Annotated in this window: 19 protein-coding genes and 1 tRNA gene; 12 read left to right on the plus strand and 8 right to left on the minus strand. The window is 64.3% G+C overall.

Features of this window, described 5'->3' with window-relative positions; translation table 11 throughout:
• Positions 1 to 25 precede the first annotated feature (25 nt).
• The 4 genes from E3E11_RS03715 to E3E11_RS08560 form a co-directional block, all read right to left on the minus strand.
• Positions 26 to 667, minus strand: a complete 642-nt coding sequence (locus tag E3E11_RS03715) for a histidine phosphatase family protein (protein WP_141452106.1) — start codon at positions 665 to 667, stop codon at positions 26 to 28.
• Positions 668 to 748: 81 nt separating this feature from the next.
• Positions 749 to 1,684: a ribose-phosphate pyrophosphokinase gene (locus E3E11_RS03720; protein WP_141451241.1), complete on the minus strand. Its 936-nt coding sequence runs from the start codon at positions 1,682 to 1,684 to the stop codon at positions 749 to 751.
• Between the two features lie 219 nt (positions 1,685 to 1,903).
• Complete coding sequence (locus tag E3E11_RS03725) at positions 1,904 to 2,866, minus strand: hypothetical protein (RefSeq protein WP_231118989.1); 963 nt, start codon at positions 2,864 to 2,866, stop codon at positions 1,904 to 1,906.
• A gap of 64 nt (positions 2,867 to 2,930) precedes the next feature.
• Positions 2,931 to 4,232: an energy transducer TonB gene (locus tag E3E11_RS08560; protein ID WP_231118990.1), complete on the minus strand. Its 1,302-nt coding sequence runs from the start codon at positions 4,230 to 4,232 to the stop codon at positions 2,931 to 2,933.
• Positions 4,233 to 4,747: 515 nt separating this feature from the next.
• On the opposite strand from E3E11_RS08560, the gene E3E11_RS03735 reads away from it, so the two are divergent.
• The 9 genes from E3E11_RS03735 to E3E11_RS03775 all read left to right on the plus strand — a co-directional run bounded on the left by E3E11_RS03735 (position 4,748) and on the right by E3E11_RS03775 (position 11,292).
• Positions 4,748 to 5,443 carry a DNA-3-methyladenine glycosylase family protein gene (locus E3E11_RS03735; RefSeq protein WP_231118991.1) on the plus strand — a complete coding sequence of 232 codons (696 nt, stop codon included), beginning with the start codon at positions 4,748 to 4,750 and terminating at the stop codon, positions 5,441 to 5,443.
• Positions 5,444 to 5,541: 98 nt separating this feature from the next.
• The gene (gene infA, locus E3E11_RS03740) at positions 5,542 to 5,760 is read left to right on the plus strand and encodes a translation initiation factor IF-1 (protein ID WP_141451242.1); all 219 of its coding nucleotides are present in this window, start codon (positions 5,542 to 5,544) and stop codon (positions 5,758 to 5,760) included.
• 34 nt (positions 5,761 to 5,794) lie between these two features.
• The gene (locus E3E11_RS03745; RefSeq protein ID WP_141451243.1) at positions 5,795 to 6,457 is read left to right on the plus strand and encodes a Maf family protein; all 663 of its coding nucleotides are present in this window, start codon (positions 5,795 to 5,797) and stop codon (positions 6,455 to 6,457) included.
• A gap of 45 nt (positions 6,458 to 6,502) precedes the next feature.
• Positions 6,503 to 7,675 (plus strand): ribonuclease E/G, encoded by a 1,173-nt coding sequence (locus tag E3E11_RS03750; RefSeq protein ID WP_231118992.1) that lies wholly within the window; start codon positions 6,503 to 6,505, stop codon positions 7,673 to 7,675.
• Positions 7,668 to 8,609: an SGNH/GDSL hydrolase family protein gene (locus tag E3E11_RS03755; RefSeq protein WP_168189191.1), complete on the plus strand. Its 942-nt coding sequence runs from the start codon at positions 7,668 to 7,670 to the stop codon at positions 8,607 to 8,609. Before E3E11_RS03750 ends, E3E11_RS03755 begins: the two co-directional genes overlap by 8 nt.
• A 61-nt stretch (positions 8,610 to 8,670) precedes the next feature.
• Complete coding sequence (locus tag E3E11_RS03760) at positions 8,671 to 8,886, plus strand: DNA gyrase inhibitor YacG (protein WP_141451245.1); 216 nt, start codon at positions 8,671 to 8,673, stop codon at positions 8,884 to 8,886.
• Between the two features lie 92 nt (positions 8,887 to 8,978).
• A tRNA-Phe gene (locus E3E11_RS03765) sits at positions 8,979 to 9,054 on the plus strand.
• Positions 9,055 to 9,348: 294 nt separating this feature from the next.
• On the plus strand, positions 9,349 to 10,227 hold the full coding sequence (locus E3E11_RS03770; RefSeq protein WP_231118993.1) for an aldo/keto reductase: 879 nt from the start codon (positions 9,349 to 9,351) through the stop codon (positions 10,225 to 10,227).
• A gap of 27 nt (positions 10,228 to 10,254) precedes the next feature.
• Complete coding sequence (locus tag E3E11_RS03775; RefSeq protein WP_141451246.1) at positions 10,255 to 11,292, plus strand: bile acid:sodium symporter family protein; 1,038 nt, start codon at positions 10,255 to 10,257, stop codon at positions 11,290 to 11,292.
• Here the strand turns inward: E3E11_RS03775 and E3E11_RS03780 are convergent.
• The 4 genes from E3E11_RS03780 to E3E11_RS03795 form a co-directional block, all read right to left on the minus strand.
• Complete coding sequence (locus E3E11_RS03780; protein WP_141451247.1) at positions 11,238 to 12,068, minus strand: ABC transporter ATP-binding protein; 831 nt, start codon at positions 12,066 to 12,068, stop codon at positions 11,238 to 11,240. The two genes, E3E11_RS03775 and E3E11_RS03780, sit on opposite strands and share 55 nt — an antisense overlap.
• The gene (locus E3E11_RS03785; protein ID WP_231118994.1) at positions 12,065 to 13,024 is read right to left on the minus strand and encodes a FecCD family ABC transporter permease; all 960 of its coding nucleotides are present in this window, start codon (positions 13,022 to 13,024) and stop codon (positions 12,065 to 12,067) included. The genes E3E11_RS03780 and E3E11_RS03785 overlap by 4 nt, the downstream gene beginning before the upstream one ends.
• Before the next feature lie 138 nt (positions 13,025 to 13,162).
• Positions 13,163 to 14,125, minus strand: a complete 963-nt coding sequence (locus E3E11_RS03790) for a substrate-binding domain-containing protein (RefSeq protein WP_141451248.1) — start codon at positions 14,123 to 14,125, stop codon at positions 13,163 to 13,165.
• A 43-nt stretch (positions 14,126 to 14,168) separates the two neighbouring features.
• Positions 14,169 to 16,244: a TonB-dependent receptor plug domain-containing protein gene (locus tag E3E11_RS03795; protein ID WP_231118995.1), complete on the minus strand. Its 2,076-nt coding sequence runs from the start codon at positions 16,242 to 16,244 to the stop codon at positions 14,169 to 14,171.
• 117 nt (positions 16,245 to 16,361) lie between these two features.
• Between E3E11_RS03795 and E3E11_RS03800 the strand changes: the two genes are divergently transcribed.
• The 3 genes from E3E11_RS03800 (at position 16,362) to E3E11_RS03810 (ending at position 22,969) form a co-directional block, all read left to right on the plus strand.
• Complete coding sequence (locus E3E11_RS03800; RefSeq protein WP_141451249.1) at positions 16,362 to 17,684, plus strand: metallophosphoesterase family protein; 1,323 nt, start codon at positions 16,362 to 16,364, stop codon at positions 17,682 to 17,684.
• Positions 17,681 to 21,202, plus strand: a complete 3,522-nt coding sequence (locus E3E11_RS03805) for an AAA family ATPase (RefSeq protein ID WP_141451250.1) — start codon at positions 17,681 to 17,683, stop codon at positions 21,200 to 21,202. The genes E3E11_RS03800 and E3E11_RS03805 overlap by 4 nt, the downstream gene beginning before the upstream one ends.
• A 132-nt stretch (positions 21,203 to 21,334) precedes the next feature.
• Positions 21,335 to 22,969, plus strand: coding sequence for a hypothetical protein (locus E3E11_RS03810; protein ID WP_141451251.1), 1,635 nt, complete (start codon positions 21,335 to 21,337; stop codon positions 22,967 to 22,969).
• Positions 22,970 to 23,011: the final 42 nt, after the last annotated feature.

Raw genomic sequence — 23,011 nt, forward strand, 5'->3', positions numbered from 1 at the left:
TTCCTGACACAGAAGCGGGCCGGTTTCAGAGCCCCTCGATCCGCCAACCGCCCCCTTCACTGTCAGGGCTCGGGATCAGGCAGACAGGCACGGCATTGGGAAGGCGCACATTCGCCTTCAGGCCCATGGCGTGCCGCAGGGCACGAAACAGCGCCCCGTGCGCCACGATCAGCGGCGCGCCAGGACCTCTGGCGAAAGCCTGATTGACACCCCCCACCGCGCGGCAGCGCAAATCGGCAAAGCTTTCCCCTTCCTCGGGCGTGAAAGCCCCGCTGATCCAGCTTTCGTACCAGTCTCCCATCGCCTTTCCCTCACGGCGGCCGAAACTGACTTCCTGCAGGTCCTCCACGCAACTCAGGGGCATTGGGCCTGCGCCTTGGGGCAGGCTCTGGCGAACGCGCCGCGCTGTCTCATGGGCGCGCTTCAGAGGTGAGGAAACGATATGCGTGAAGGGCTGGCTCTCTGAAGGGCGCTGGGAATTCCGAGCTGCCTGCATAAAGCTGCCTGCTAGCTGGGCGCCGGCTTCGTCAGCTTGCTTCTGTCCGGTCGCATTCAGCGGAATGTCGGTCCGGCCCTGGGCCAGGTGACGGGCGTTCCAGTCCGTCTGACCATGACGCAGGAACCAGAAAGGACGCCGCAACAGACCCTCTTCCTGCCCGTCTGCCATGCCTGCCACCACTGTCCGGCCTGGGGCTTTCGGCGGTTCATGCTGGTTCACGAGCCAGTCTCCTCCGCTTTGCGCAGCCGCTCAGTCAAAAAGGGAAGAGACGGAGCTTTCTTCCGAAACGGCGCGGATGGCACGCCCCAGCAGATTATCCAGGCTTACCTGACGGATATTCGGCGTGGCAAGCTGCTCATCAGAGGCCGGGATGCTGTCAGTCAGGGTAAGCATGGAAATGGGACTGTTGGCCACGCGCTCACAGGCATTGCCGGTCAGCACGCCATGGGTCACGTAGGCTTCAACCCCGGCCGCCCCCTGGGCCATCAGCGCCTCAGCCGCATTGCACAGCGATCCGCCACTGTCGACGATATCATCAACCAGCACACAGTTACGGCCGCGCACGTCTCCGATGACGTTCATGACCTCCGACACACCGGCCCGCTCACGGCGCTTGTCGATAATGGCCAGATCCGCATTGAAGCGACTCGCCATCTGGCGCGCGCGCACCACGCCGCCGACATCAGGGGAAACCACCATCAGGTTTTTCTCGTCGAGACCACGTGCCTTGATGTCGCGCACGAACAGGGGCGCCGCATAGAGATTGTCGGTGGGGATATCGAAAAATCCCTGGATCTGCATGGCATGCAGGTCAACAGTCAGGATGCGGTTAGCGCCTGCTTCAGTCAGCAGATTGGCCACCAGCTTGGCGCTGATCGGCGTGCGGGGACCTGATTTACGGTCCTGGCGGGCATAACCGAAATACGGCATCACGGCTGTGATACGCCGCGCAGAGCCGCGTTTGAGCGCATCAAGGATAACCAGGAGTTCCATGAGGTTGTCATTGGTGGGCGAGCAGGTGCTCTGCAGGACGAACATGTCCTCCCCGCGGACATTTTCGAGAATTTCCACAAACACCTCACCATCCGCAAAGCGGCGGATGGACGTGTTGCAAAGCGGTATTCCGAGATCGGCTGCGACGGCGCGCGCCAGGGGAAGATTACTGTTACCGGCGACGATTTTCATGGAATCAGGGCTCGCAGAGCTGAAGGGGCGGAGAAGAAAAGGGCATAAAGATGGCAAAGGCGCTTTCTTCTACCAGCCCCGCCTGCTTCTGTCATGACCCGTCCTGCGCAGGGCGGCCCCACCAAAACCGATCAGATGCTCTCCCTGGCTGATCTTCTGCGTTTCTTTTCAGACGGCGTGATTTCCAGCGCAGCCAGCGCATTCAAAACCTGGACAGGCTCAAGGCTTGGACGCACCGGAAGGCGTGGTAGTCTGATTGCGCCGTGAATAGTTGGAAATAATGGTTTTTGTCGCGTCAGCCGCCTCCTGGGCAGCTTCAATGGCGGTATCGCCCCATTTGCCGTCAAGGGAATGGGCAGGGATTTCATGCAGCTGGGTCGCAGCCCCGGCTTCCACTCCCTTGGCGGTCAGCACGCGCCAGATGATGGTGATCTGCTGCTGGGGAGGCGCCCCGTGCTGACCCGGCTCAACCCGACCGAGCTTGACTGTACAGCCCACGCTGAAATCCGCTTTTTTGGGCGAGGACTGCACCTGATCACGCGCATCGTTGAGAAAATTCACAAAGGCCTTGCCCAGGGCCGTGTCCCCATCACCGGGCGCGCCCTTCACGCCGGAAAAATAGATGCGTGCCGGCCGGTTGTGCAGGCTGTGGGGGTCTTCCTCCATGGCGTGGAGCTCAATGGTGGTCAGCTGTTGGGCAAGTTTGGGGGCCATCTGCAGGGCGGCAAGATTCAGCGCTTCCGCATTGCCGCTCTGCCAGGCTGCCTCATCGATTTCGCTGCCTTCACCACTGCCGCGTTTCTGCCCGCTGCCATCCACCAATGTGTATTGCGGGATCACGCCGCCATCCACGGGTTTGACACCAAGCTGCACGGCCCAGTCCCCGCGTGCCGGCATGCGGCCTACAGCAGGCACGGACTGGCCGACCAGCGCCACCACCATGTCCTTCTCCCACAGCAGCCCGGCGGCTTTGCCTGTCGGCACTTGGGGGAGCATGACCGCCAGGCGCGGGGGTGGAAGACTGCCGAGCGCAAGCCGCGTCGCTTCTTCCCCCGGGTCAGCAAAGGGATGACCGACACTGCACCCGGAAAGGGACAGCCCGAGCACCGCCAGGGCGGGCACCAGAAACGACGTCAGGCGGAAGGTCGGACAGATGGCTGAAGAGCGCGCCGGAAAACACATAGAAGACCAGGGTTCCTTGAGCATGGCGGGTTTGAGCAGGCCAGAAACAAAAACGTGGGGGCCTTCAGTGCATGAGCAATATGTAATTGACCGTGACATCAAGGTCAAAATGATCCCCCGACATGTCAGGCGGAACCGGCGGGAGCTGGGCGCCGCGGAAGAGACCGGTCAGGGCCGTGTCGATCGCGTTATAGCCGGAGCTGTGGGTTGTGTAGACCTTCAGGACCCGGCCTGAACGATCAATGCGGACATGCACGGCACTGGGTCCCTGCTCACCATTTGCAGCCGCTTCATCGGGATAGAAAAGATGCTGGTGGATCCAGCGGTCGATTTCCGCTCCGTAATCGGAGCTGACCCCGCGCACGCTGCTGCGCGTCTTGTAAGGCGCGTTGATCTGGCCGTTGAGGCTCAGCGGCCCGATAGAGAGATCAATCGGGCCGCCCCGGCTGCCGCGACGCCCCCGGTGGTGCATCTGCGGCACAGGCGGCGCATTGAAGGACCAGTCCTGGGGGTGGGCCAGCGGGTTATTGTCCTGGGCGCGCGACACCTGGCGGCGCGTCATCATGGGCCGGGCACGGTGGCGCGGATGTGAAAGGGCAGGCGGGACGGGACGGGGGTGGACCGCCGCGTCCGGCAGCTCGCCCTGCGGCGAGGGCTCCGTATGGGCCGGCACTGGGGCAGCCGGTTTTGTCTGTTGGGGCCTGGTCGAGGCTTCCTGGGCCTTTGTGGGCGGCGGCGCGCTGGCCCCGCCCCCCGTTTCCTTCACGCTGGGCTGGCGCTGGCTGTGGGGCGGTGAGGGGGTGAACACCATCTCCACCTGAGGATTGTTGCTGGCTTCAGGCGAACCATGCATGGTCTCAGGCCCCCAGAACAGGAGTACAAGCAGCAGAAGATGTGCAAGAAATGAGCCCGCAAGCGTTCCTGCAAGCCCGGTATCAGCAAAGACCTGCGGGCGCCTGAGGGAAACCCGGGGCGTGTGAATCGCCTGCTCGCCGCTCTCCCACGCCCCGACAGGCAGCCCGAACCGCACGCGTCGGCCGCGCCCCAGTGCCACGCCGCCCGAGACCGTTGCCGGAAACCGGGCATCAGCCTGCACCTGAGGCGAGGGGGCATCAGCAGCCGGGTCAGGGACATTGCGCAGGGCACGCAGTTTCCAGCGCTTCGGGCCCCTGGGTTCCGATACTGCATCTTCAGAGCGGAGGCTGCCGGAGCGCGCAGGACCGAACCTGCGTTCGGGCGCGCGAATAGCTTTTTCGGCTGAACCTTTCTCCGCGCCGTCACGCAACCGGCCCGTGCGAGGCTCAGGCGGCACAGAGGCGGCGTCTGACGCAGTGCCGGATGTTGCCGAAGAGGGAGAGGCACTCACGCAGGGCGATCTCCCGAAGATTGCATTTCCCCAACCGGATTTACTGCCCGAGCCGGCCAGTGACCCACCGCTCCCTGTACTGAATCAGGGTGAAGGCGGCACGACAGCACGACGGGGAGACGCATGCGCATGTTCATGATTCCCTCCTTCTGCACCAGGGAAAGGCATCTGTCATCCGTCCAGCTTCTTTTGCACAGTCTTCAAAGGAGCCGCATGTTCTTCTGCTGCAGCTCTGTGGCAGAAGGGTCACCCTGTTAAGCGTCCACAGGTCGAGCCCCCCGCTTTGAATCTGTCGCTTATCGGCTCTGAAAAGCTGGCAACCGGGTCAGTGACCGAGTAATTTCATCTGGGAAATTTCCACGCGCCGATCAATTAAAAATGCTTGTAAACTCTCTCGGGGGTTCCGCAAACAGGAACTCAGGGTAAAGGGCTGTGCGCCGGCCGCTTTTCCACCCCTGTGGCAAGGCTGTTACTTATTGTCCGTTGTGCCCTATGTCTGAGTGTCTGAAGCTGCCGTGTCTTCATCTTCATTGCCCTCACTGCCCCCCTCCTTTCTGGCTGACGAAGCCCTGGTCGCTTTCTGCCGCACAATCGGTCCCTGCACGCTTCAGCTCGCTACCCCTGAAGCAGGGGCTGGAGAAAGCCAGCCTGGTTCAGACCCCTATAGGGCCCTGATTCGGGCCGTGGCCGGGCAGCAGTTGCACGAAAAGGCAGCCCGGCAGATCTATGGCCGCCTGTGCGCGCTGCAGGAGGAGCCGCGTCCCGATGCCAATGCCAATGCCGATTCTGTCCCTCATCTGCCGCCCCCACCCGAACGCCTGCTGGCGCTGGGAGAAGAGCCGCTGCGCCGCTGCGGGCTCTCACGCGCCAAAACAACAGCTGTGCTCGGCCTGGCGCAGGCACGGCTGGAAGGCGTTGTGCCTGACCTGCAGGAAGCACGGGCGCTGAGCGACCAGGAGCTCCTGGAACGCCTGACCCCCTTGCGGGGGATCGGGCGCTGGACGGTGGAAATGCTCCTTATCTTCAATCTGGGCCGCCCCGATGTCATGCCGGTGGACGATCTGGGCGTGCAGGAAGGATGGCGGCGGATCCACCGGGAAGAAAAGCGCCTGACTCCGGCCCGCCTGCGCCAGGCCACGCTGGCCTTTGCGCCGCACCGCACGACCCTGGCCTGGTATTGCTGGCGTGCCAAGGAACGCCTGGCCCCTTAGCGAGGCCGTGGACACCGAACCGGCGGCGTGGCGCTTGACGTGGGCTGCAGGCAGCCCATAATGCCGCCGCGCCCCTGCCCATCCCCTGAGGAATGCCCATGTCCAAAGAAGACCTGATCGAATTTACCGGCACCGTCACTGAACTGCTGCCCAATGCCATGTTCCGTGTCACGCTCGACAACGAGCACACCATCCTTGCCCATACGAGCGGCAAGATGCGCAAGAACCGCATTCGCGTTCTGGCCGGCGATCGGGTCAATGTGGAAATGACCCCTTACGATCTCAGCAAAGGCCGCATCACCTTCCGCTTCAAATAAGAAGCCCCCGGGCCGCGGCTTGGCGAGCTTTTCCATGACTTCTCCCCCTCCCCTGAAGCGTCCGGCGCTCGTTCTGGCCTCCGCTTCTCCTCGCCGGCGTGATCTTCTGGCGCAGATCGGCATCACGCCTGACGCCGTCATGCCCGCTGACCTCGACGAGACCCCCCGCCCCGGTGAACTGCCGCGCCCCTATGCAACGCGGCTTGCCCAGGAAAAAGCACGCCATATCGCCTCCAAGCTGGAGGAAGATTCCAAGGCCAGTGACAGCGAGGCGGGCTGCGGGCCGGCGCTCGTGCTGGGAGCGGACACGGTCGTGGCAGTCGGGCGGCGCATTCTCCCCAAGGCCGAGGATGAAGAGACAGCACGCGCCTGTCTGGCCCTGCTGTCGGGGCGGCGTCACAAGGTTCTGACAGCCGTGTCGTGCGTGCCGGCCTGCTGGCCGCATGGCCATACGAGCGCCCGGCTCGTGGAAAGCCATGTGACCTTCGCCCGCCTTACCCCAAGCCAGATCGACGCCCTGATCGCGCAGGGAGACTGGCAGGGCAAGGCAGGCGGCTATGCCCTTCAGGGCGCAGCGGCCGCCCATATCCGCCAGATCGGCGGCAGTGCCTCAGCGGTGATCGGGCTGCCGCTCTTTGAAACGGCCCAGCTTCTCCGGGGCCAGCCCCTTCCGGCAGGCCAGGGCTGGATCGCCTGAATTGCCCTGGGTTCTGTTCCCTGCTCAGAAAAGGAACTCAAGGCCATGGGCGTTGACCTTTATCTGACCGGCAGCCCGGGCGAGATCCGCGCGACCGTGCTGGACGCAGACGCGCCGGACGACGCGGCCATGCTGGCCTGCGCGCTCTGGCGCCCGGGCAGGCCGGACGGGTGGGGTGCCCGTCACCTGGCAAGGGTTACGGCCAGTGCGCCGGAACTGGGCGGCGTGTTCGTCGAGCTGGCAGGCGGGCCCGGGGGAAGCCTGCAGGAAGGCTTTCTGCCGGCTCCTGAAAAACTGCGCCGCGAGAAACTTCAGGAAGGCGCGCTGGTTGCGGCTGAGGTGATACGCAGTGCCCAGAACGGCAAGGGTCTGCGCCTGCGCTGCCTGCCCCCAGGCACACCGCTGCCGCAAGCGCCCGCTGGCCCCGTTCTTCTGAGCGCGGGCCCGACACCGCTGGAAGAACTGGCAGCCGCCTGGCCCCAGGCCGCAATTTACGCCGACAGTGCTGCCACGGCAGCGCGCCTGCCCCCGGAACTCCGCAAGCGCCTTGCCGGTTTTTCCGGTTTTCCCCCAGGCACAAGCGAAATTCTGGCCGCCCAGTGGGACCGTCTTTCCCAGCCGACAGTCCGGCTCGGGCCTTTGCTTGCTCATATCACCCCCACCCCGGCCCTGTACAGCATCGACCTGGATACCGGCCCGCGGGAGGGCGTGCCTGGCGGAGGCAGCGCCCATAACGGGGACTTCAATACCAACGTGGCGGCTTTTCCCGTCCTTGCGCGGGAGCTGCAGCTGCGCAACCTCTCAGGCACGCTGCTGGTGGATCCTGCGGGGGTGCCTACCCGCAAACGCCCGGCGCTCGTTCCTTTCCTGAAACGCGCCCTGGAGGATGAAAACGATCCCCTGGGCCCGCGCGTGACGGGGGCCACGCCGAGCGGTCTGCTGGAAATCACGCGTCCACGCCGCCGCCCGCCCCTGCATGAGCTTCTGAACAGCCCGCATGGCCAGGGGCTGGCCCTGCTGCGCACCATTCTGCAGCAAGGCCTGCAGGGAACGGAGCTGCATGCCCAGCCCGCTGTCATTGCGGCCCTGCAGGCCGATCCGCAAGCTCTGGACATGTTCAACCGCCAGCGTGCCGTTTCCCTCCGGACAGGAGGGCTGCGCCTGGTGGCCACGCCGCTGATAAATGAAAACAGAACTGGGAACTGGCAACTTGTCTGAAAAGAGGCAGGGCCGCACAAAAGCCGCTCCCCGGCGGCACCTTGCCCTCCTGGGGAGCGCCTTGCTTGCAGCCGCTCTCTGGACCGGCGACGCTCATGCCCGGGAACTGCCAGTTGGCACCCTGGTCGCGCTGGGCAGTTCCTATGCCGCTGGCGATGGCGTGGGGAAAATGGATCCCGCACGCCGCTCCTGCCGGAACTCGTTTTCCAGTGCTGCGCGTCAGCTGGCGCATGACCTCTCCCTGGAAATGGTCGATGCCAGCTGCGCGGGCGCCAGCACGGCCGATATCCTCACCCGCGCCCATCGCGGTTTCGGCCCGCAGATCGAAGCCGTGAACAGTGGCACAAGGGTAGTTTACCTGACCGTGGGCGGCAATGACGCAGCCTATATCGGCAATCTGTTCGCCTGGAGCTGCCGCGCGCAACGCAGCGCCCTGCAACCGACTCCGAAACCTTGCCACCGACCCCGCCGACTCGTCCCTGCCCTTGCCACAAGACCTGGGCGTGACCTGGCCTCCACGGCAGCGCGTCTGGCCCGGCTGCCGCAACGCCTGCAGGACGTCCTGGCGGCCATTCACAGCCGTGCGCCTTTAGCGCGCATTCTGGTGGTAGGCTATCTCCCGGTCGTGCCGCCAGGCCCCTTGTGCCCAGCTGTGCCGCTGAACACGCAGGATGCCGAACGGGCCCGCCATCTGTGGCAGGGGCTGGAACAGGCAACGGAAAAAGCGGCGCATGCAGCGGGCGCGATCTATCTTTCCGGCGCGCAGGCGGGCGGCGGGCACGAGGCCTGTAGCGCCACACCTTATGTGACAGGATGGGACGCGGCTGTGCCTTATCATCCCAACCAGGCCGGCATGGACCACATCGCTTCCCTGCTCGCCCGCAGGCTCCGCCAGGACCCGGCTTTCACAGCTCCGCTTCCCGGCTCACCGTGAACTGGCCTGCGCCGGCCGGCAGGGCTATCATGAGCGGATTCCCAACGCCCCAGGAGTCCCCATGACGAAGAAACCTGCCCGCCGTCCGGCTCCGCTATGCCCTATCTGTGGAAAGAATCCCCCCACCCATGACATGCGCCCCTTCTGCTCCAAGCACTGCGCCGATGTCGACCTGGGCCGGTGGTTCGGAGGGCGCTACGGCGTTGCGTCAGAAGATCAGGAAGGCGCTGCCGAAGCTACCCTGCAGGAGATTTCCAGGCGCTTTCCCATATCGTAAACAGCTTTTGTATGGGCAGGCTTGATCGGCAGGCCGGAATAAGATAAGGATTTCCCGCACGCCGCTGTTTTTCAGCGCCAGCGTGCTTCGGTGCCCAAGTAGCTCAGTTGGTAGAGCATGCGACTGAAAATCGCAGTGTCGGTGGTTCGATCCCGCCCTTGGGCACCATTCTGATCAGCATCAGGCTCCATTTCTGATAAGCGTCAATGTTGAGCCCGCGCTGAAACCATTCCGAAAATCTTTCTGCTCTGTTTCAGGCCCCTGCTTAAGAACAGGTGCTCATTGCCCTGCAGGCTGTGCTCTGTCATGCTCGCTCTGTCCTGTAAGCAGCATGCCCCTGCCAGCCCCTTGAAGCCGAACTGGCCCAAGGTTGACGGCGCCTCCTGAAAAAAGCGCTGCCCGGGGATATCTGCCCGACAGCAGCCACCTGACAGAATGTCAGGACAACAGGAGCAATGCCTCATGGTCCAGTCTTCTCATTCTCCTTCCGCCTCCCTGCCCAGTGTGACTTTCCGCAATGGCGTCCAGGTTCCCAATCTTGGCATGGGCACCTGGAATGTCGGCGAGAATCCGGCCTTGCGGGCTGCAGAGGTGCAGGCCCTGCGCTGTGGGCTCGATGCCGGGCTGAAAGTGATCGACACCGCTGAGATGTATGGCCACGGCCGTTCCGAAAGCGTGGTGGGCGAAGCGATTGCAGGGCGGCGGGCGGAGGTTTATCTGGTCAGCAAGGTTCTCCCCTCCAATGCCAGCCGTGCCGGCGTTCTGGAATCCTGCCGGCGCTCTCTCGGCTTTCTGAAAACCGATTATCTCGACCTGTATCTGCTGCACTGGCGCAGCCCGGTCGCGCTGGAGGAAACGGTCAGCGCCTTCGAAGACCTCATGCAGATGGGGCTGATCCGTGGCTGGGGGGTTTCAAATTTCGACGTTGCCGACATGGAAGCGCTGGAGCGGGTCAGCCCTGACGCGCTGGCCAACCAGATCCTCTACAATCTCGAGGAACGCGGCACGGAGTTCGACCTGCTGGCACGCGATGCCGCCAGTGGCGTGGTGACGATGGCCTACTCTCCCCTGGGCCAGGCGGGCGCGCTGCTGCGCCAGCCTGTCCTGGTGGAAATCGCCAGCCGGCACGAAACCTCTCTCGGCCCCGCCACGCCCGCGCAGATCGCCCTGGCCTGGGTACTGCGCCAGAAAAACATGCTCGCCATTCCCAAGGCTGCAAGCGTGGCACACCAGAAACTCAATATCGCCGCCCTGCAGATCGTGCTCACGCCTCAGGACCTGGCCGCCCTTGACCGAGCCTTTCTGCCGCCGCGCCGCAAGCAGTCGCTCAGCGTCATCTGAGTTTCCGAGCTTGCAGAAAAGCGCCAGATGTTCAGACGCCTTGACCCCTTCCTGACCTGCCTGCTGGCAGCCGTGGCCCTGGCCACCGTGGTGCCCTGCCCTGCTCGCTGGCAGCCGGCACTGGCCCATCTGACGTCCGGGCTCATCATGCTGATGTTCTTCTTTCAGGGCGCCAAGCTGAAGCGCAGCGCCCTGGTGGAAAGCCTGAAGGACTGGCAGCTCCAGGGGGCCGTTCTGGCGGTCACTTTCGTCGTCTTCCCCCTGGTGGGGTTGGGGCTGTACGCCTTCTGCCACCGCTTTGCGCCCCATCTGCTGGCCCCGGCCCTGTGGACGGGCATCCTGTTCCTGTGCTGCCTGCCTTCCACCGTCCAGTCCTCCATCGCCCTTACCTCCATTGCACGCGGCAATGTCCCGGCAGTCATCTGTGCGGCCACGGCCTCCAACATTCTCGGCATTTTCCTGACCCCCCTGCTGACGGGGCTTCTGCTGGGACCGGCCGTTTCCGGCACTGGGCACGGCGGCACATCAGCGCTTTCAACCATTCTGGCCGTTGCGCGCGAACTTCTGGTGCCTTTTATTGCCGGACAATGCGTGCAGCGCTGGGTCGGGCCGGTCGTGGCACGCCACAAGTTCCTGCTGTCGCTGACCGATCGCAGCTCGATCATCGTCATGGTCTATGCCGCTTTCAGCTCGGCCGTCCTGCAGGGTCTGTGGCACCGCATCCCGCCGCTGGATTTTCTGACTGTCACGGGCGTGTGTTTTGTTCTGCTGGTGATCCTGCTGCTGCTGACGGTTCTGCTGGCTCGCCTTTTGGGCGACGATCGGGCCGATACCATCGTGCTTCAGTTCTGCGGCTCCAAGAAGTCCCTGGCAACCGGCGTGCCCATGGCGAGCGTCATCTTCCCTGCAGGGGCCGGCATCATTGTCGTGCCGCTGATGATCTATCACCAGCTCCAGCTGTTCATCTGCACGCTCCTGGCGCGCCATTACGCCCGTACTTTCGCTGAGTCTCAGGCTGGCGCGGAACCGTCCAGGTTCCAGGGCACGGGCACGCCTTCCACGTAACGGGGAAGGATGCCGTAAACACGGCGCAGGTTTTCAGCGGTCAGGGCAGAAGCAGGCGAGCTGAGTGCGACCAGGCGGCCCTGGTGCAGCAGGGCAATCCGGTCACAGAAGCGGGCAGCCAGCGTGAGGTCATGCAGCACGAGCACGCAGCTTCCGGCAGCGCCTGTTTTTTGGCTGTCAGGCAGCATCGGCCTGGCGCGCGTGCGGGCACGCAGAAGCTGCAGCATGTGCAGGGCCTGCGCCGGGTCCAGGGCGGCAACCGGTTCATCCGCCAGCAGAACCGGCGCTTCCGTGACAAGGGCCCGGGCCAGAACAAGCCGCGCCTTCTCTCCGCCTGACAGCGTGTTGGCCGGCTGGCGGGCCTGGGTCAGCAGACCGACCTCACTCAGGCACCGGGCAGTCAGTTCAGCTTCAGTGTTACGCGCGCGCGCGCTCCGACAAGCCAGCAACCCCAGGGAGGCGACTTCTTCCACACACATTCCTTCAGGCACCGTGCCGCTCTGGGGCATGTAGGCCAGAAGCCGCGTGCGTTCACGCAGGCGCCAGTCTGCCAGGTTTCTGCCAGCCAGCATAAGCGTTCCCTCTGCAGGCCGCAGCAGACCGCCCAGAAGCTTCAACAGGGTCGATTTGCCAGCCCCGTTCGGCCCGAGGATACCCAGGACTTCTCCCGCCTCCACGGACAGGGAAATATCATGCACGAGCGCGCGATCGGCCCTTGGACCGACCGAAAATGAAAGTTCCTTTCCGTCCAGCCAGGAAAATGCAGGTAAGCTCATGGCGCGCCTGAGCCCCTGAACCGGGTACGCAACTTCCAGATCTGGGCCAGGAAAAACGGCGTGCCGATCAATGAGGTCACAACGCCCAGCTGCAGTTCCGCCCCGTGCAGCACTGGCCAAGGGATGCGCACCAGGACATCCGCTCCTCCCAGCAATACCGCTCCTGCCAGCGCTGAGGGCAGCAACGTGAAAGAGGGACGTCCCCCTGTAACGGAGCGCACCATATGGGGCACCACCAGCCCCACAAAGCCGATCGCGCCTGAAACAGCCACACCGCTGCCCACGACCAGCGCGGTGCCGCAAACCAGGCGCAGCTGCAGCCGCTCCGGCGCAAAACCCATGCTCCGGGCCACCTCCTCGCCCAGCGCCATGGCATCCAGCCCCCGGCCCGAGCCCAGCAGGAGCAGCCCGCCCAGCCCGAGCCCGGGAAGAGCCAGCAGCGCCTCAGGCCAGCCATCCTGCGCCAGGGATCCCATCAGCCAGTGCATGATCTCGTAAGCCGCATAGGGGCTCGGCAGGAGATTGAGCACGAGGGCGAGCAAAGCCATGCCCAGCGTGGACAGCCCCAGCCCGGCCAACACCAGAACCAGCGGCCCGCACTGCCCGAAAGCGAGCAGAATGAGCGTCGCCACCGCTGCTCCCAGCAGGGATGCTGCCGGCAGCAGAAGCGGTAAAGCGTGAAACAGGCCTGTGTAATATACACCGACCGCCCCCAGCGCCGCCCAGGTCGACAGCCCCAGCACACCGGGATCAGCCAGCGGATTGCGCAGAAAGCCCTGCCAGCAGGCGCCTGAAAGCCCCAGCGTGCCGCCAATGCTCAGCGCCAGCACCAGGCGCGGCAGACGCAGCGCCCCCATGATCACCGCAGCAGGCGTGCGGTGACCCAAGGCCCAATCCACCAGTCCCTGGCCGACGGCAAGCCCCGCCTCGCCCTGATGCAGCGACAGAAAGCTCACGCCAGCCAGCGCCGCTGCCAGCGCGAGCAGAACGACCCTGTATCGCTGCCGGGACCCGACCTGCCCTTGTAATGACTGGAAATGTTTCACGTGAAACCCTTTTTCACCAACCTCTTCGCTCTCCCTCCCATTCTTCCGTCACGGAGGGCTGGCACTCAACCGGTGCCGCATGGCAATCAGTTTGCGCAGCGCTTCAAGGCTGCGGGTGGTCGGGCACAGCAACAGGCGTTGCGGCAGGCGCAGAACCGCAACGCCGCCATGCCCTTCGCCCTGGCGACCCTGCAGCAGAAGAACCAGGCGCTGCGGTGCGGCTTCGGACAGGGAGGCACCTTCGCCAAGCACCGGCAGCACCAGCAGATCCGGGGGACGCCGCAGCAGGGCTTCCATCCCCGCTTCAGTCTCAGGCGCTCCCGAAAGACCCACGGGGCGGAAGCCTGCCTGCCGTACCAGCGCCAGGGTGAAAGCGGACGGCTCCTGCTCCAGCACGACCGCTGTCAGTGGTCTGTGGGGAGGCTTATCTGGTGGCTGGGCGATCAAGCCCCCCAGCGCCTGACGATAAGCCTGTGCGCGCTCGCGTGCCAGCGATGCGACACCCAAAGTCTCCCCGAGCCTTTCGAGCTGATCGGCAACACCCTCGAGCGTTTCCGGGGGGCGAAGACGGTGAAAAACGAAATTTCCCTTCCCCTCATGACTCAGAGCCCGCCTGACTAGGCGCTCAAGGCCTTCATGGCCCCATGGCCCGTCAAGAATCACGTCGGGCCGTTCAAGAATCAGGCTTTCAGGCGTCGGAAGCTGGCTGGGCAGGGGCGCGTGCATGTTGCTTCCGGCTTCGCGGCAGAAGGCACTTTCCGTGCAGCGCTGCACCAGAGGGGTCAGGCCCAGGATCTGCGCACGCGCCAGAGCCTGTGGCGCACCGGTTTCCCCAGGGGATCCGAGAAGTTCCAGAACCAGCTGGTCCGTGCAGAGATTGAGCGACCGGATTGTGGGCGCTGGCGGTGCGGCGCGGCAGTGGGCAACCGGCTCTGCCATCAGCGCCAGGAATACGAGCCCGCACAGGCGCCGGAGCGTTCCTGCCTTCACTTCAATTGCCCACCCATTCATCCCCCTCCTTTCATCCAGGCCGCCATGGACGGAGCCCTCTTTCCTAGAGACCAAGGCGCACCCCGCCATAAAAGGCACGCCCCGGCTGTCGGTAGCCGGCTGGCGACGCATAATTGCGGTTGGTCAGGTTATCGCCCCGCATGAAAAGCTGCAGGCGGGGGGTAAGCTGGTAGCTCAGGGCCAGGCTGGCCGTCAGATAAGGCGCCGTCCGCACGGCTTGCGGGTCGTAACGCCCGATATCGTGCCAGTTGCTGACATAAAGCAGCGCAGGCGCCACGGTCAGCCCTGCGCAGGGCTGCCAGATGAGGGTAGCGGCGAATTTGTGGTGCGGCCTGCGCAACAGGGGCTGATGGGTGGTAGTATCGCGCGCCACCGTCCAGGTATAGGAACCCTGCAGATTGAGTTTGGGGGAAAAAACCGCCTGCACCACTGCCTCCGCACCGTGGGTTTCGGCCCGGCTGACATTGAAATAACTGCCCATCCAGCCTCCCCCCGGCAGGGGGGCATACTGGATCAGATCGCGCACGTGATTGGCGTAGTAATCAGCGCTCATCACCAGGTGGCCGCCCCACAGCCGCTGCTCAAAACCGCCGTCAAAGCCCACAAGGCGCTCGGCATGCAGATGCGGGTTGGGCATGACGTAGAGCGTGCGCACACTCAGCTCCTCCAGCGATGGCCCCCGGAAGCCGGTGCCGCCACTGGCCTTGAAAGCCAACCCTGTGCCTGGCACCGACACCACCGGGGCGACCCGCCAGGTCAGATGGTTGCCGTAACGGGTGCTGGCATCAAAACGGAGATTGGCAGCCAGGGAAAGCCAGGGGTTCCAACGCGCTGTCAGCTGGCCGTATCCGGCTTCCGTCACGATGGACGCACTGCCGCTGCGCCCTTCGCGCCGGTCGGGGCGCAGCAGGCGCTCAGACAGGTGGTCGACCCCGAGCAGCAGGGTCGTGCCCGCGTCCAAACGGGCCAGGGCCTGCCAGTCCGCTTTCGCCCTCAGGCTCCGGTTGAACATCCGCCCGGACCGGCTGCCGGCCGGGAGATCGCGGCGGTCAATGAGAACAATGCCGCCCTCGACTTTCTGGACCAGGCGCCGGTCAAAGCTTTCCAGCTGCAGGCGACCGTGCAGAACAGCCTGAGCCTGATCACTCCTGTCGTGACGGTCTGAAGGACCGTCCAGACCGGTTCGCGGCTCCACCTGGTCATGGACATAGGCATAATGTGCATCAATGAGATGGGCCGTGAACTGCGCGCTTAGCGCCTGGGTGAGATCATAGTCAAATCGCATGCTGGCTGTGCGGTTGTCATTGCGGTTGTCTGCCACCCGCCGGTGCCCGGCAGGGGCCTGGGGGGCACGGGCGCGCCATGGCCGCGGCACGTCATCGAAGCCGCCCACATGGCTGTGACGCAGGGCGACCATGTAGTGAAAGCGGTCCTGCTGGCCTGAGAGCGTTGCGGCCTGGTCCGTGGTTGCATATGTGCCGCCTTCGGCGCGTATCCAGGCCTGTGGCCTGGTCGCCTGGCCTTCCTGGGTGGTGATGTCAATCACACCCCCCATGGCATCGGCGCCATAAAGGCCGCTTTGCGGGCCGCGCAGGACTTCCACGCGCCCCAGCCCCGCGCTCATGAACTGGCCCGGATCGAACTGACCGGAAGGCGTGCCGGCATCGTTGATCTCCATGCCGTCCAGACGCGCCTTGACCTCGTTGGCATTCAACCCGCGCACGAAAACCGAAGCCGTCCCGCCATTGCCGCCGCTGCGCATCACGCTCAGCCCCGGAACATAATTCAGCACATCTACCAGGGTACGGCGCTGGGTGGCGGTGATTTCAGGCTGCGTGATGACCGTCACTGCCGAGCCCACCTGCGAGACAGGGCGGGGCTGGCGTTCCGCCGTCACGGTCAGCACGTCCGCTGTACCGGTCTTGGGCGACGGGGCCGGGGGACTGGGCGCCCCTTTCATGAGGGGGCGCTGGCCCTTGTCTTTGCCGGCAGACGGCAGGTCCGCGCTCCGCCCCAGGTGAGGCACGGCAAGCAGCATCAGGGGCAAGCCTGCCAGAACCAGGCTGTAAGGCAGACATGAGACGCGCGGCCGGCCGCAACGGATCAGCTCACGCACCATGCAAGGCCCTGGCCTGAAGCAAAAATCTGAAGCCAGTCCAACCTCCGTTCGCCCGCTCTTTCCAACCGTGTTACCCTAGGCATTCCCGCCCTTGCCTGTCTCGGAAAATGCCCTTTCATGACCGTTCTGCGCTTTCTCCATGCGGCCGACCTGCATCTTGACAGCCCCCTGCGCGGGCTGAAACGCCATGAGGGCCTGCCGCATGAGGAGATCCGCCTTGCCACCCGCCGCGCCCTCGACCGCCTGGTGGAAACCGCCATCGCAGAGGAAGTGGCTTTCGTCATTCTGGCAGGCGACCTGTATGACGGCGACTGGAAAGATGCCTCGACCGGCCTGTATATGGCCAGCGCCCTCGGCAGGCTGACACGCAAGGGCATTGAGGTCATCACGGTTTCAGGTAACCATGATGCGGATTCAGTGATCAGCCGGCGCTTGCCCATGCCTGAAGGCGTGCACACCTTTCCCACCCGCCAGCCGACCACCTACCGGCTGGAAGGGCTGCAGGTCGCGCTGCACGGCCAGAGCTTCGCCACCCGTCACGTGCCTGAAGACATCACCCGCAATTTCCCCCCGCCGGTGCCCGGCTGGCTCAATATCGGGGTGTTGCACACCTCCCTGACAGGCGACAGCGCCCATGCCACCTACGCGCCGTGCACTGTCGAGGGGCTGTGTGCGCTCGGTTATGATTACTGGGCGCTCGGCCATGTCCACAAGCGCCAGATCGTGCATGAGGCGCCGTGGATCGTCTTCCCGGGCGTCATTCAGGGGCGGCATGTGCGCGAGACCGGGGCCTGCGGCGGCATGATCGTGGAGGCGGAAGGCACGCGCATCCTTTCGGTGCGGCCTGTCGATTTCGACACCGTGCGCTGGCACGTCCTGAACCTTGATCTCACGGATATGGCAACCACAGAGGCCCTTGCCCGCCGGGCGCGCCAGCAGCTCATGGAAGCCATGGGGGCAGCGGAAGGCAGATTGCTGGTGGTGCGCGTCGTGCTGCAGGGAACCACGCCCCTGCACGGGCAGCTGGGCCGATGGGATGAGGACCTGCGCGCCATCATGGCCGGGCTTGGAGAAGGCATCGCGCTGGAAAAACTGCACGATGAAACACGCCCGCCTGCGCAGCAACGCACCGCCAACCCCCTGCTCGACACGCTGCTTGAGGAAGCCAGGCAGGACGTGCTGGGCAAAAGCATGCCGCACATGCCCCACGAAAACCCGCTGGCAGCCCTGGATGAAACCCTCAGTGACTTCCTGCGCCTGCTGCCGCGCGACATCGCGTCCGAGGCGCTGACCACAGCCCCTGAGCTCTTGCTGGGCCAGGCAATGACAAGTCTGAAAGACCGGCTGACAGGAGCGCACACGCCAGACGATCGCTTGCCTGAAGCACCCGCAGCCCAATCCACCAGAGCGGACCATAACTCCCGGGGAAACGCAGCATGAGATTGGCGCGCCTGTCTCTGCAGCCTTATGGCGGTTTCGAATCCCGCGAGCTCATCTTTGCCAAAGAAGCGGGAAACGGCCGGAAAAATTGCGACCTTCAGGTGATCTTCGGGCCGAATGAGGCAGGAAAATCCACCACGCGACGCGCGGTGCTGGATTTTCTGTTCGGCTTTCCCCACCGGGTGCAGGGAGCGGACTGGAACGTTCCGGCAGCCAGGCTGCGCGTCGGCGCGGAAGTGGAAACCAGTGCTGGAATTTTCAGCGCCTGGCGTCGGCGTGGGCAGAAAAGCCTTTACGGGCCTGACGACAAAACCCCGCTCAGCGACGCCTGGCTGCGGGACTGCCTGCCCGGGCTCGAGCAGGGCGCGCCCGGTGCGCGCGAAGCCTATGAAAGGGATTGGGCCCTGGACCATGCGCGCTTGCGCGAAGGCGGCGCGCAGATGCTGGCGCTCAGGCGGGATGCCGGGCTGCAGGTGCTGGCAGCAGAGCTGGGTACCGACAGGCTCGGCGAAGTCCTGGACGACCTGAAACAGGCGCGGGAAAAACTCTGGAAGAAACGGGCCTCCACCCCGGAAATCGCCAGGCGGAAAGAGCAGCTTCTCACCCTGCGCAAAACGCTGGGCGCACAGATGCTCACTCCCGAAAAACTGTTGCAGGCTCGCCAGGCTGTGCAGGAAACCGCAGCCGAGATCAAACGGCTGGACGGCCAGGAGGCTGAGACCAGGCACGCCCAGGTCGAGCTGGTCCGCCTGCAGGCCCTGCTGGGGCCTTATCGTCATTACCGTGCCGCACAGACGGCGCGCGCGAGCCGTCCTGCGCCGGTGTTCAGAAAGCCTGAGGCAGAAGAGGTTCTGGCGCTGATTGAAAAACACCACCAGACCGCTCGCGCGTTGGCAGAAGACGAAGCGCTCTGTACCGCTCTTCAGGCTGAACTTGCAGCCCTCGGCCCACGCCCTGCCCTGCTCGGAGAAGCCGGGCAGCTGGCCAGTCTCCTGAACGAGGCGAAGAAGCTGGTGGAAAGCGGGCAACGCCATCAGGACCTGAAAGCCCGCAATGAACGCCTGACCTATCAGGGCACAACCCTGCGCCGGCAGTTGCAACTGACTGTGCCCGAGAGCGGGTCTGCGCCCGACTGGGCCTATGAGGAAAGGGACACGCTTGAGCAGCTGCAGAAGCTTCAAACCCTTCAGAACAGCCTCATGGATCGCCAGACCCGCCTCAGATCGGCGGAACTGGCCTGCCGGACTGCCGAGCAGCGCCTGGCCGCGCTCCCTGCCATTGAGACGCAGGAAGATCCCGACGAATCGCACGTCAACCAGCTCGAAGCCTGGCTGGAGCAAGCTCTGCCCCTTTATGAACTCTCCACCAGCCTGGAAGAGGAGACCGGCACGCAGGAAAACCGGGCCCGCCAGCTGAACCGGCATTTGCTGGCACGTCTGAACCCCTGGGAGGGCCCCCAGACACCCGTGCCCCTGTTGGAAGCTCTGCAAAAACTGTGCGTGCCGGGACTGGAGGAAATCCAGCTCTGGCTGACACGCCTGCTGCAGCTGGAGCAGCAATGCGCACGCTGTGCCCAGGAAACCCGCCAGGCGGAAGAGGACGTGGCCAAACAACAGCAGCGCCTGACCCAGCTTCAGGCCTCCGGGCAGGGCGTAACCGTGGCTGACCTCCTCAAAAGCCGGCAGGCGCGTGACGCACGCCTGGAAGAATTTCTGCAGGAACCTTCGCCTGCCTCCTGGCCCGCCTTGCGGCAGGCTGTACGCCAGGCGGACGAACTGGCAGACCGCCGGATGCAGGAAGCGGAAACCTCTGCCGCCCTGGAGGGAGCAAAAAACACCCTGGAGCAGGCGCAGCTGCATCTGGCCCAGCGGAAGGAAGCAGACCGTCTGGCACAGGGCGAAAGACACGCATGCCAGCAGGCGTGGCAGGGACAGTTGCGAAGCGCAGGGCTGCCCCCGCTTGCGCCTGCCGCCTTCATGAGCTGGCGCGAGCGCTATGAAGAGGCGCTGGAAAAGCTCCAGAATTTTCAACAGGCTCAGCAGACGTACCGGCAGCGCCTGAGCACGCTGCAGCATCTCGCACGTCAGGCTGCACATTTACCAGGCCGGCCGGTTGAGACCCAGGAACTGCCCTTCCGTGAGCTGGTGGCAGAAATCAGGGCCCGGCTGAAGACTGAACGCCACCACGAGACACAGCGCCAGACCCGGCGGCACATGCACAACACGGCCACGCAGCAAGTGCACGAGGCCCGCACGGCTCTTGAATTATTGCAGCAGGAGCAGATTCTGGGCCTGGAGGAATGGGCGGCCGCCTGCCAGCGCCTGGCTTTTCCGCCCACCCTGGAGACCCAGGCCCTGACACCGGAGAATTTCCCCGCTTTCTGCCAGCTCGTGCAGCTGGAAGCCGAACGCCAGCGGGTAATGCAGGAAGTGCGGCAGCTGCAGGAAACAGGAACGCGTTTCGCTGAAAGACAACAGGCGCTGCTGAAAAGATACCCCGCTGAAAGCCTGCAGGCCCTGCAGAACCGCCTGCAGGAAGAGCAGAAGCGTGACGAGGCCCGGCGACACCTTGAAGGCCAGCTGGCCGCTCGGCAAGCGCAGAGCGGCAGACTGCAACACCTGCTGCTGGTTTCCCGAAAGCGGCTGGAAGCCTGCATGGCCCGCCTGCCTTATGGTCCGCTGCCTGCAGGCCCTGAAAGCGCACAAACGCTTGAGCAGCGTCTGGTGCAGCAGGCCCAGGAGGACCTGCAGACAGCAGAGTGCGACCGCCAGCTCAGTGAAACACGCGAGCGCCTGCAGGAGGCGGGCCGCGGCGAGGCTCTGGACACGCTCTGCAGTCAGGCTGGCGCTCTGACAGCGGAAGGACTCGAAAGCGACATAGCCGCTCTGGAGCGCCAGCTGGCCGAGCTGCGACAGCTGCGTGAGGAAGCCTTCACCCGCCAGAGCGCTGCCCGCCAGGCGCTGGCGGAGATGGAAAGCCAGGATGACAGTGCCAGGATTGCCGCGGAAATCGCCCAGGTCGAGGCAGAGCTTGCTGAACTGGCGGAAACCTATGTCTCCCTTCACCTGCAGCAGACCCTGCTTGAAACGCTCATCGCGCGTGAGCGCGAAAAATCACAGGGCCCCTTCCTGCAACGCGCCGGGGCTCTCTTCAGTCGCCTGACCCTGGGCCAGTATGAAGGACTTTCCCTGGAACCACAGGGGAAATCCCTGCTGCTGGCCGGGCAGAAAACCGGCAGCAAAACCACATCCCTGGTGCCGTCCGGCGAGATGAGTGAAGGCACGCGTGACCAGCTCTACCTGGCCCTGCGCTTGGCTCATGTGCAGCAGGCGGTGGAAGCAGGCGTGCGGCTGCCTTTTCTGGCTGATGACCTGTTCATCACCTTCGATGACGAACGCGCACGCGCCGGGCTGGAGATCCTGAGTGAGCTGGCGCAGCAGACCCAGGTCCTGTTTTTCACCCATCACCGGCGCCTCTACGAGATGGGCAGCGAGCTCGGTCTTGCGCTTACGCTCTGAAAACGCCTGTTTCCCTTTTCCCGGTCTTCTGCACCCGGAAAATAAAAAAAACTTCAAAACACATCCGCCCATGGCAGTGATAGGGAGGGATGCAACAGGTGAACATGAACAGAGGTACGGCTCAGGACGCACATGACCCACCCTGCTTCAACCCTTCATGAAACCCCTGCCGGCAAGGCCCGCACCCCGTGGTGGCGCAACGGCTGGTGCGTCGGGCTGCTCCTGGCTTTCGTCATCCTGGCCCTGCGCGGCGCCACGCTGGGCAATCCCCTCCTCGATGATGATGACGGCTTCTACCTCTACGGAGGCGGGCAGCTTCTGGCCGGCCACAAGCTCTATCTGGACTTCTGGGACCGCAAGCCCTTCGGCCTGTTTGCGCTTTTCGCTTTTTTCCATGCCTTCGGGCCCTGGCGCTTCTGGGCCTATCAGCTTGGCGCCTGCGCCTGTGTCTGGGGCACCGCCATGGCCATCTGGCGCATGGCCCGCCTCCTTGCACCAAACGGTGGGGCGGTCGCCGCAGCGCTGCTCTATGTCGCGGGCCTCAACATGCGTGGAGGTTTCGGCGGGGAAACGCCGGTTTTCTACAATTTCCTCACAGCCTGCGCTTTTCTGCTGGTTGTGCAGCTGCTCGCGCTGGCCAACCCTGATCGCGTCCTGCCGGAAGACCAGCCCCTCTCCAGAAAGCCTCCCCCCCGCCTGACTGGCAAGCTGCTTCTGACCGAGATCGGCGCGATGGCGCTTTTCGGGCTAGGGCTGCAGATCAAGCCGACCGTCGTTTTTGAAGGCGTCTACTGTGCGCTGGCCCTGCTGTGGTTCTCCTACCGCTTCTCCGCTTCCCAGAAGCCGGGAGCAGCCCGTGCAGGCGCCATGCTGCTGGGCCAGGCCGGGCTCATGGTCCTTATCGCCCTGCTGCCCACCCTTCTGGTCGTGATCTATTACGTCCATCTGCACGCAGTGGCAGCCTGGTGGCAGGCCAATGTCCTCTCCTCCCTGCACCGCGGGGCCGAGTTTCAGTGGCACAAGTTCCTGAATCTTCTCTTCACCCTGGCAATCCTGACACTTGCCTGGCCGCTCAGCCGCTTTCTGGCGCTCCGCTTCACCCCTTTCCAGAAAACCGTCTGGCGCTTCATTTCAGGATGGGCGCTGGTCGCCGTGATCGCGGTTCTGCTGTTCACGCAGTATTACAAATACTACGCCCTGCCCCTTTTCGTGCCCTTTGCCATTCTCTGGGCGCCGCTGTGGCAACGACCCCTGGGACGTGCCCTTGTTCTGCTGCTTCTGGCCGTTCTAACAATCGGCGGGGAACTCCAGGTCCATCGTCGCGTCACCGACCGGACAGGCGCGGACTGGCAGGCGATGCTCAGGGCGGTGTCCGACCCACCCGGCTGCGTGTTTGAATACAAGGCCCAGGGCATCCTGCTGGATGCAACGCCCACCCTGGCCGGCTGCCATCTCACGCCCTGGTCCTTCCCCGATCACCTCGGCGACGCACAGGAAGTGAACTCGATCGGCATTGATCCCTTCACCGAACTCAAGCGGGTCATGGCTGGCCGCCCCCGCTACGTCGCCACCGCCTCCAGCATCATGGATGCTGAGCGGAGCGGCGATCCTGAAGCGAACCCGCCCCTTGACCGTTACCTCGCACAGATTCTGCAGCGCGATTACGTTGCGGTCTATCACCACCGCGAGCACCGCAGGCACGGGCGCGACAGGGAAGAGGACATGGTCATCTGGCAGCGCAGAGAACCCACTTCACCCGCTCCCTGACGGCCCTTGCAGTCTACCAGGACCGCTCCTGCTCTGGCACCA

The sequence above is a fragment of the Oecophyllibacter saccharovorans genome (genome assembly GCF_006542375.1).
GTDB lineage: Bacteria > Pseudomonadota > Alphaproteobacteria > Acetobacterales > Acetobacteraceae > Oecophyllibacter > Oecophyllibacter saccharovorans.

Excerpts from the sequence above, each read along its gene's own strand:
- E3E11_RS03715 (WP_141452106.1), bottom strand. The coding sequence starts at position 667 with ATGGCAGACGGGCAGGAAGAGGGTCTGTTGCGGCGTCCTTTCTGGTTC.
- E3E11_RS03720 (WP_141451241.1), bottom strand. The coding sequence starts at position 1,684 with ATGAAAATCGTCGCCGGTAACAGTAATCTTCCCCTGGCGCGCGCCGTC.
- E3E11_RS03725 (WP_231118989.1), bottom strand. The coding sequence starts at position 2,866 with ATGTGTTTTCCGGCGCGCTCTTCAGCCATCTGTCCGACCTTCCGCCTG.
- infA (WP_141451242.1), top strand. The coding sequence starts at position 5,542 with ATGTCCAAAGAAGACCTGATCGAATTTACCGGCACCGTCACTGAACTG.
- E3E11_RS03745 (WP_141451243.1), top strand. The coding sequence starts at position 5,795 with ATGACTTCTCCCCCTCCCCTGAAGCGTCCGGCGCTCGTTCTGGCCTCC.
- E3E11_RS03750 (WP_231118992.1), top strand. The coding sequence starts at position 6,503 with ATGGGCGTTGACCTTTATCTGACCGGCAGCCCGGGCGAGATCCGCGCG.
- E3E11_RS03760 (WP_141451245.1), top strand. The coding sequence starts at position 8,671 with ATGACGAAGAAACCTGCCCGCCGTCCGGCTCCGCTATGCCCTATCTGT.
- E3E11_RS03770 (WP_231118993.1), top strand. The coding sequence starts at position 9,349 with ATGGTCCAGTCTTCTCATTCTCCTTCCGCCTCCCTGCCCAGTGTGACT.
- E3E11_RS03775 (WP_141451246.1), top strand. The coding sequence starts at position 10,255 with ATGTTCAGACGCCTTGACCCCTTCCTGACCTGCCTGCTGGCAGCCGTG.
- E3E11_RS03780 (WP_141451247.1), bottom strand. The coding sequence starts at position 12,068 with ATGAGCTTACCTGCATTTTCCTGGCTGGACGGAAAGGAACTTTCATTT.
- E3E11_RS03790 (WP_141451248.1), bottom strand. The coding sequence starts at position 14,125 with ATGAATGGGTGGGCAATTGAAGTGAAGGCAGGAACGCTCCGGCGCCTG.
- E3E11_RS03795 (WP_231118995.1), bottom strand. The coding sequence starts at position 16,244 with ATGGTGCGTGAGCTGATCCGTTGCGGCCGGCCGCGCGTCTCATGTCTG.
- E3E11_RS03800 (WP_141451249.1), top strand. The coding sequence starts at position 16,362 with ATGACCGTTCTGCGCTTTCTCCATGCGGCCGACCTGCATCTTGACAGC.
- E3E11_RS03805 (WP_141451250.1), top strand. The coding sequence starts at position 17,681 with ATGAGATTGGCGCGCCTGTCTCTGCAGCCTTATGGCGGTTTCGAATCC.
- E3E11_RS03810 (WP_141451251.1), top strand. The coding sequence starts at position 21,335 with ATGACCCACCCTGCTTCAACCCTTCATGAAACCCCTGCCGGCAAGGCC.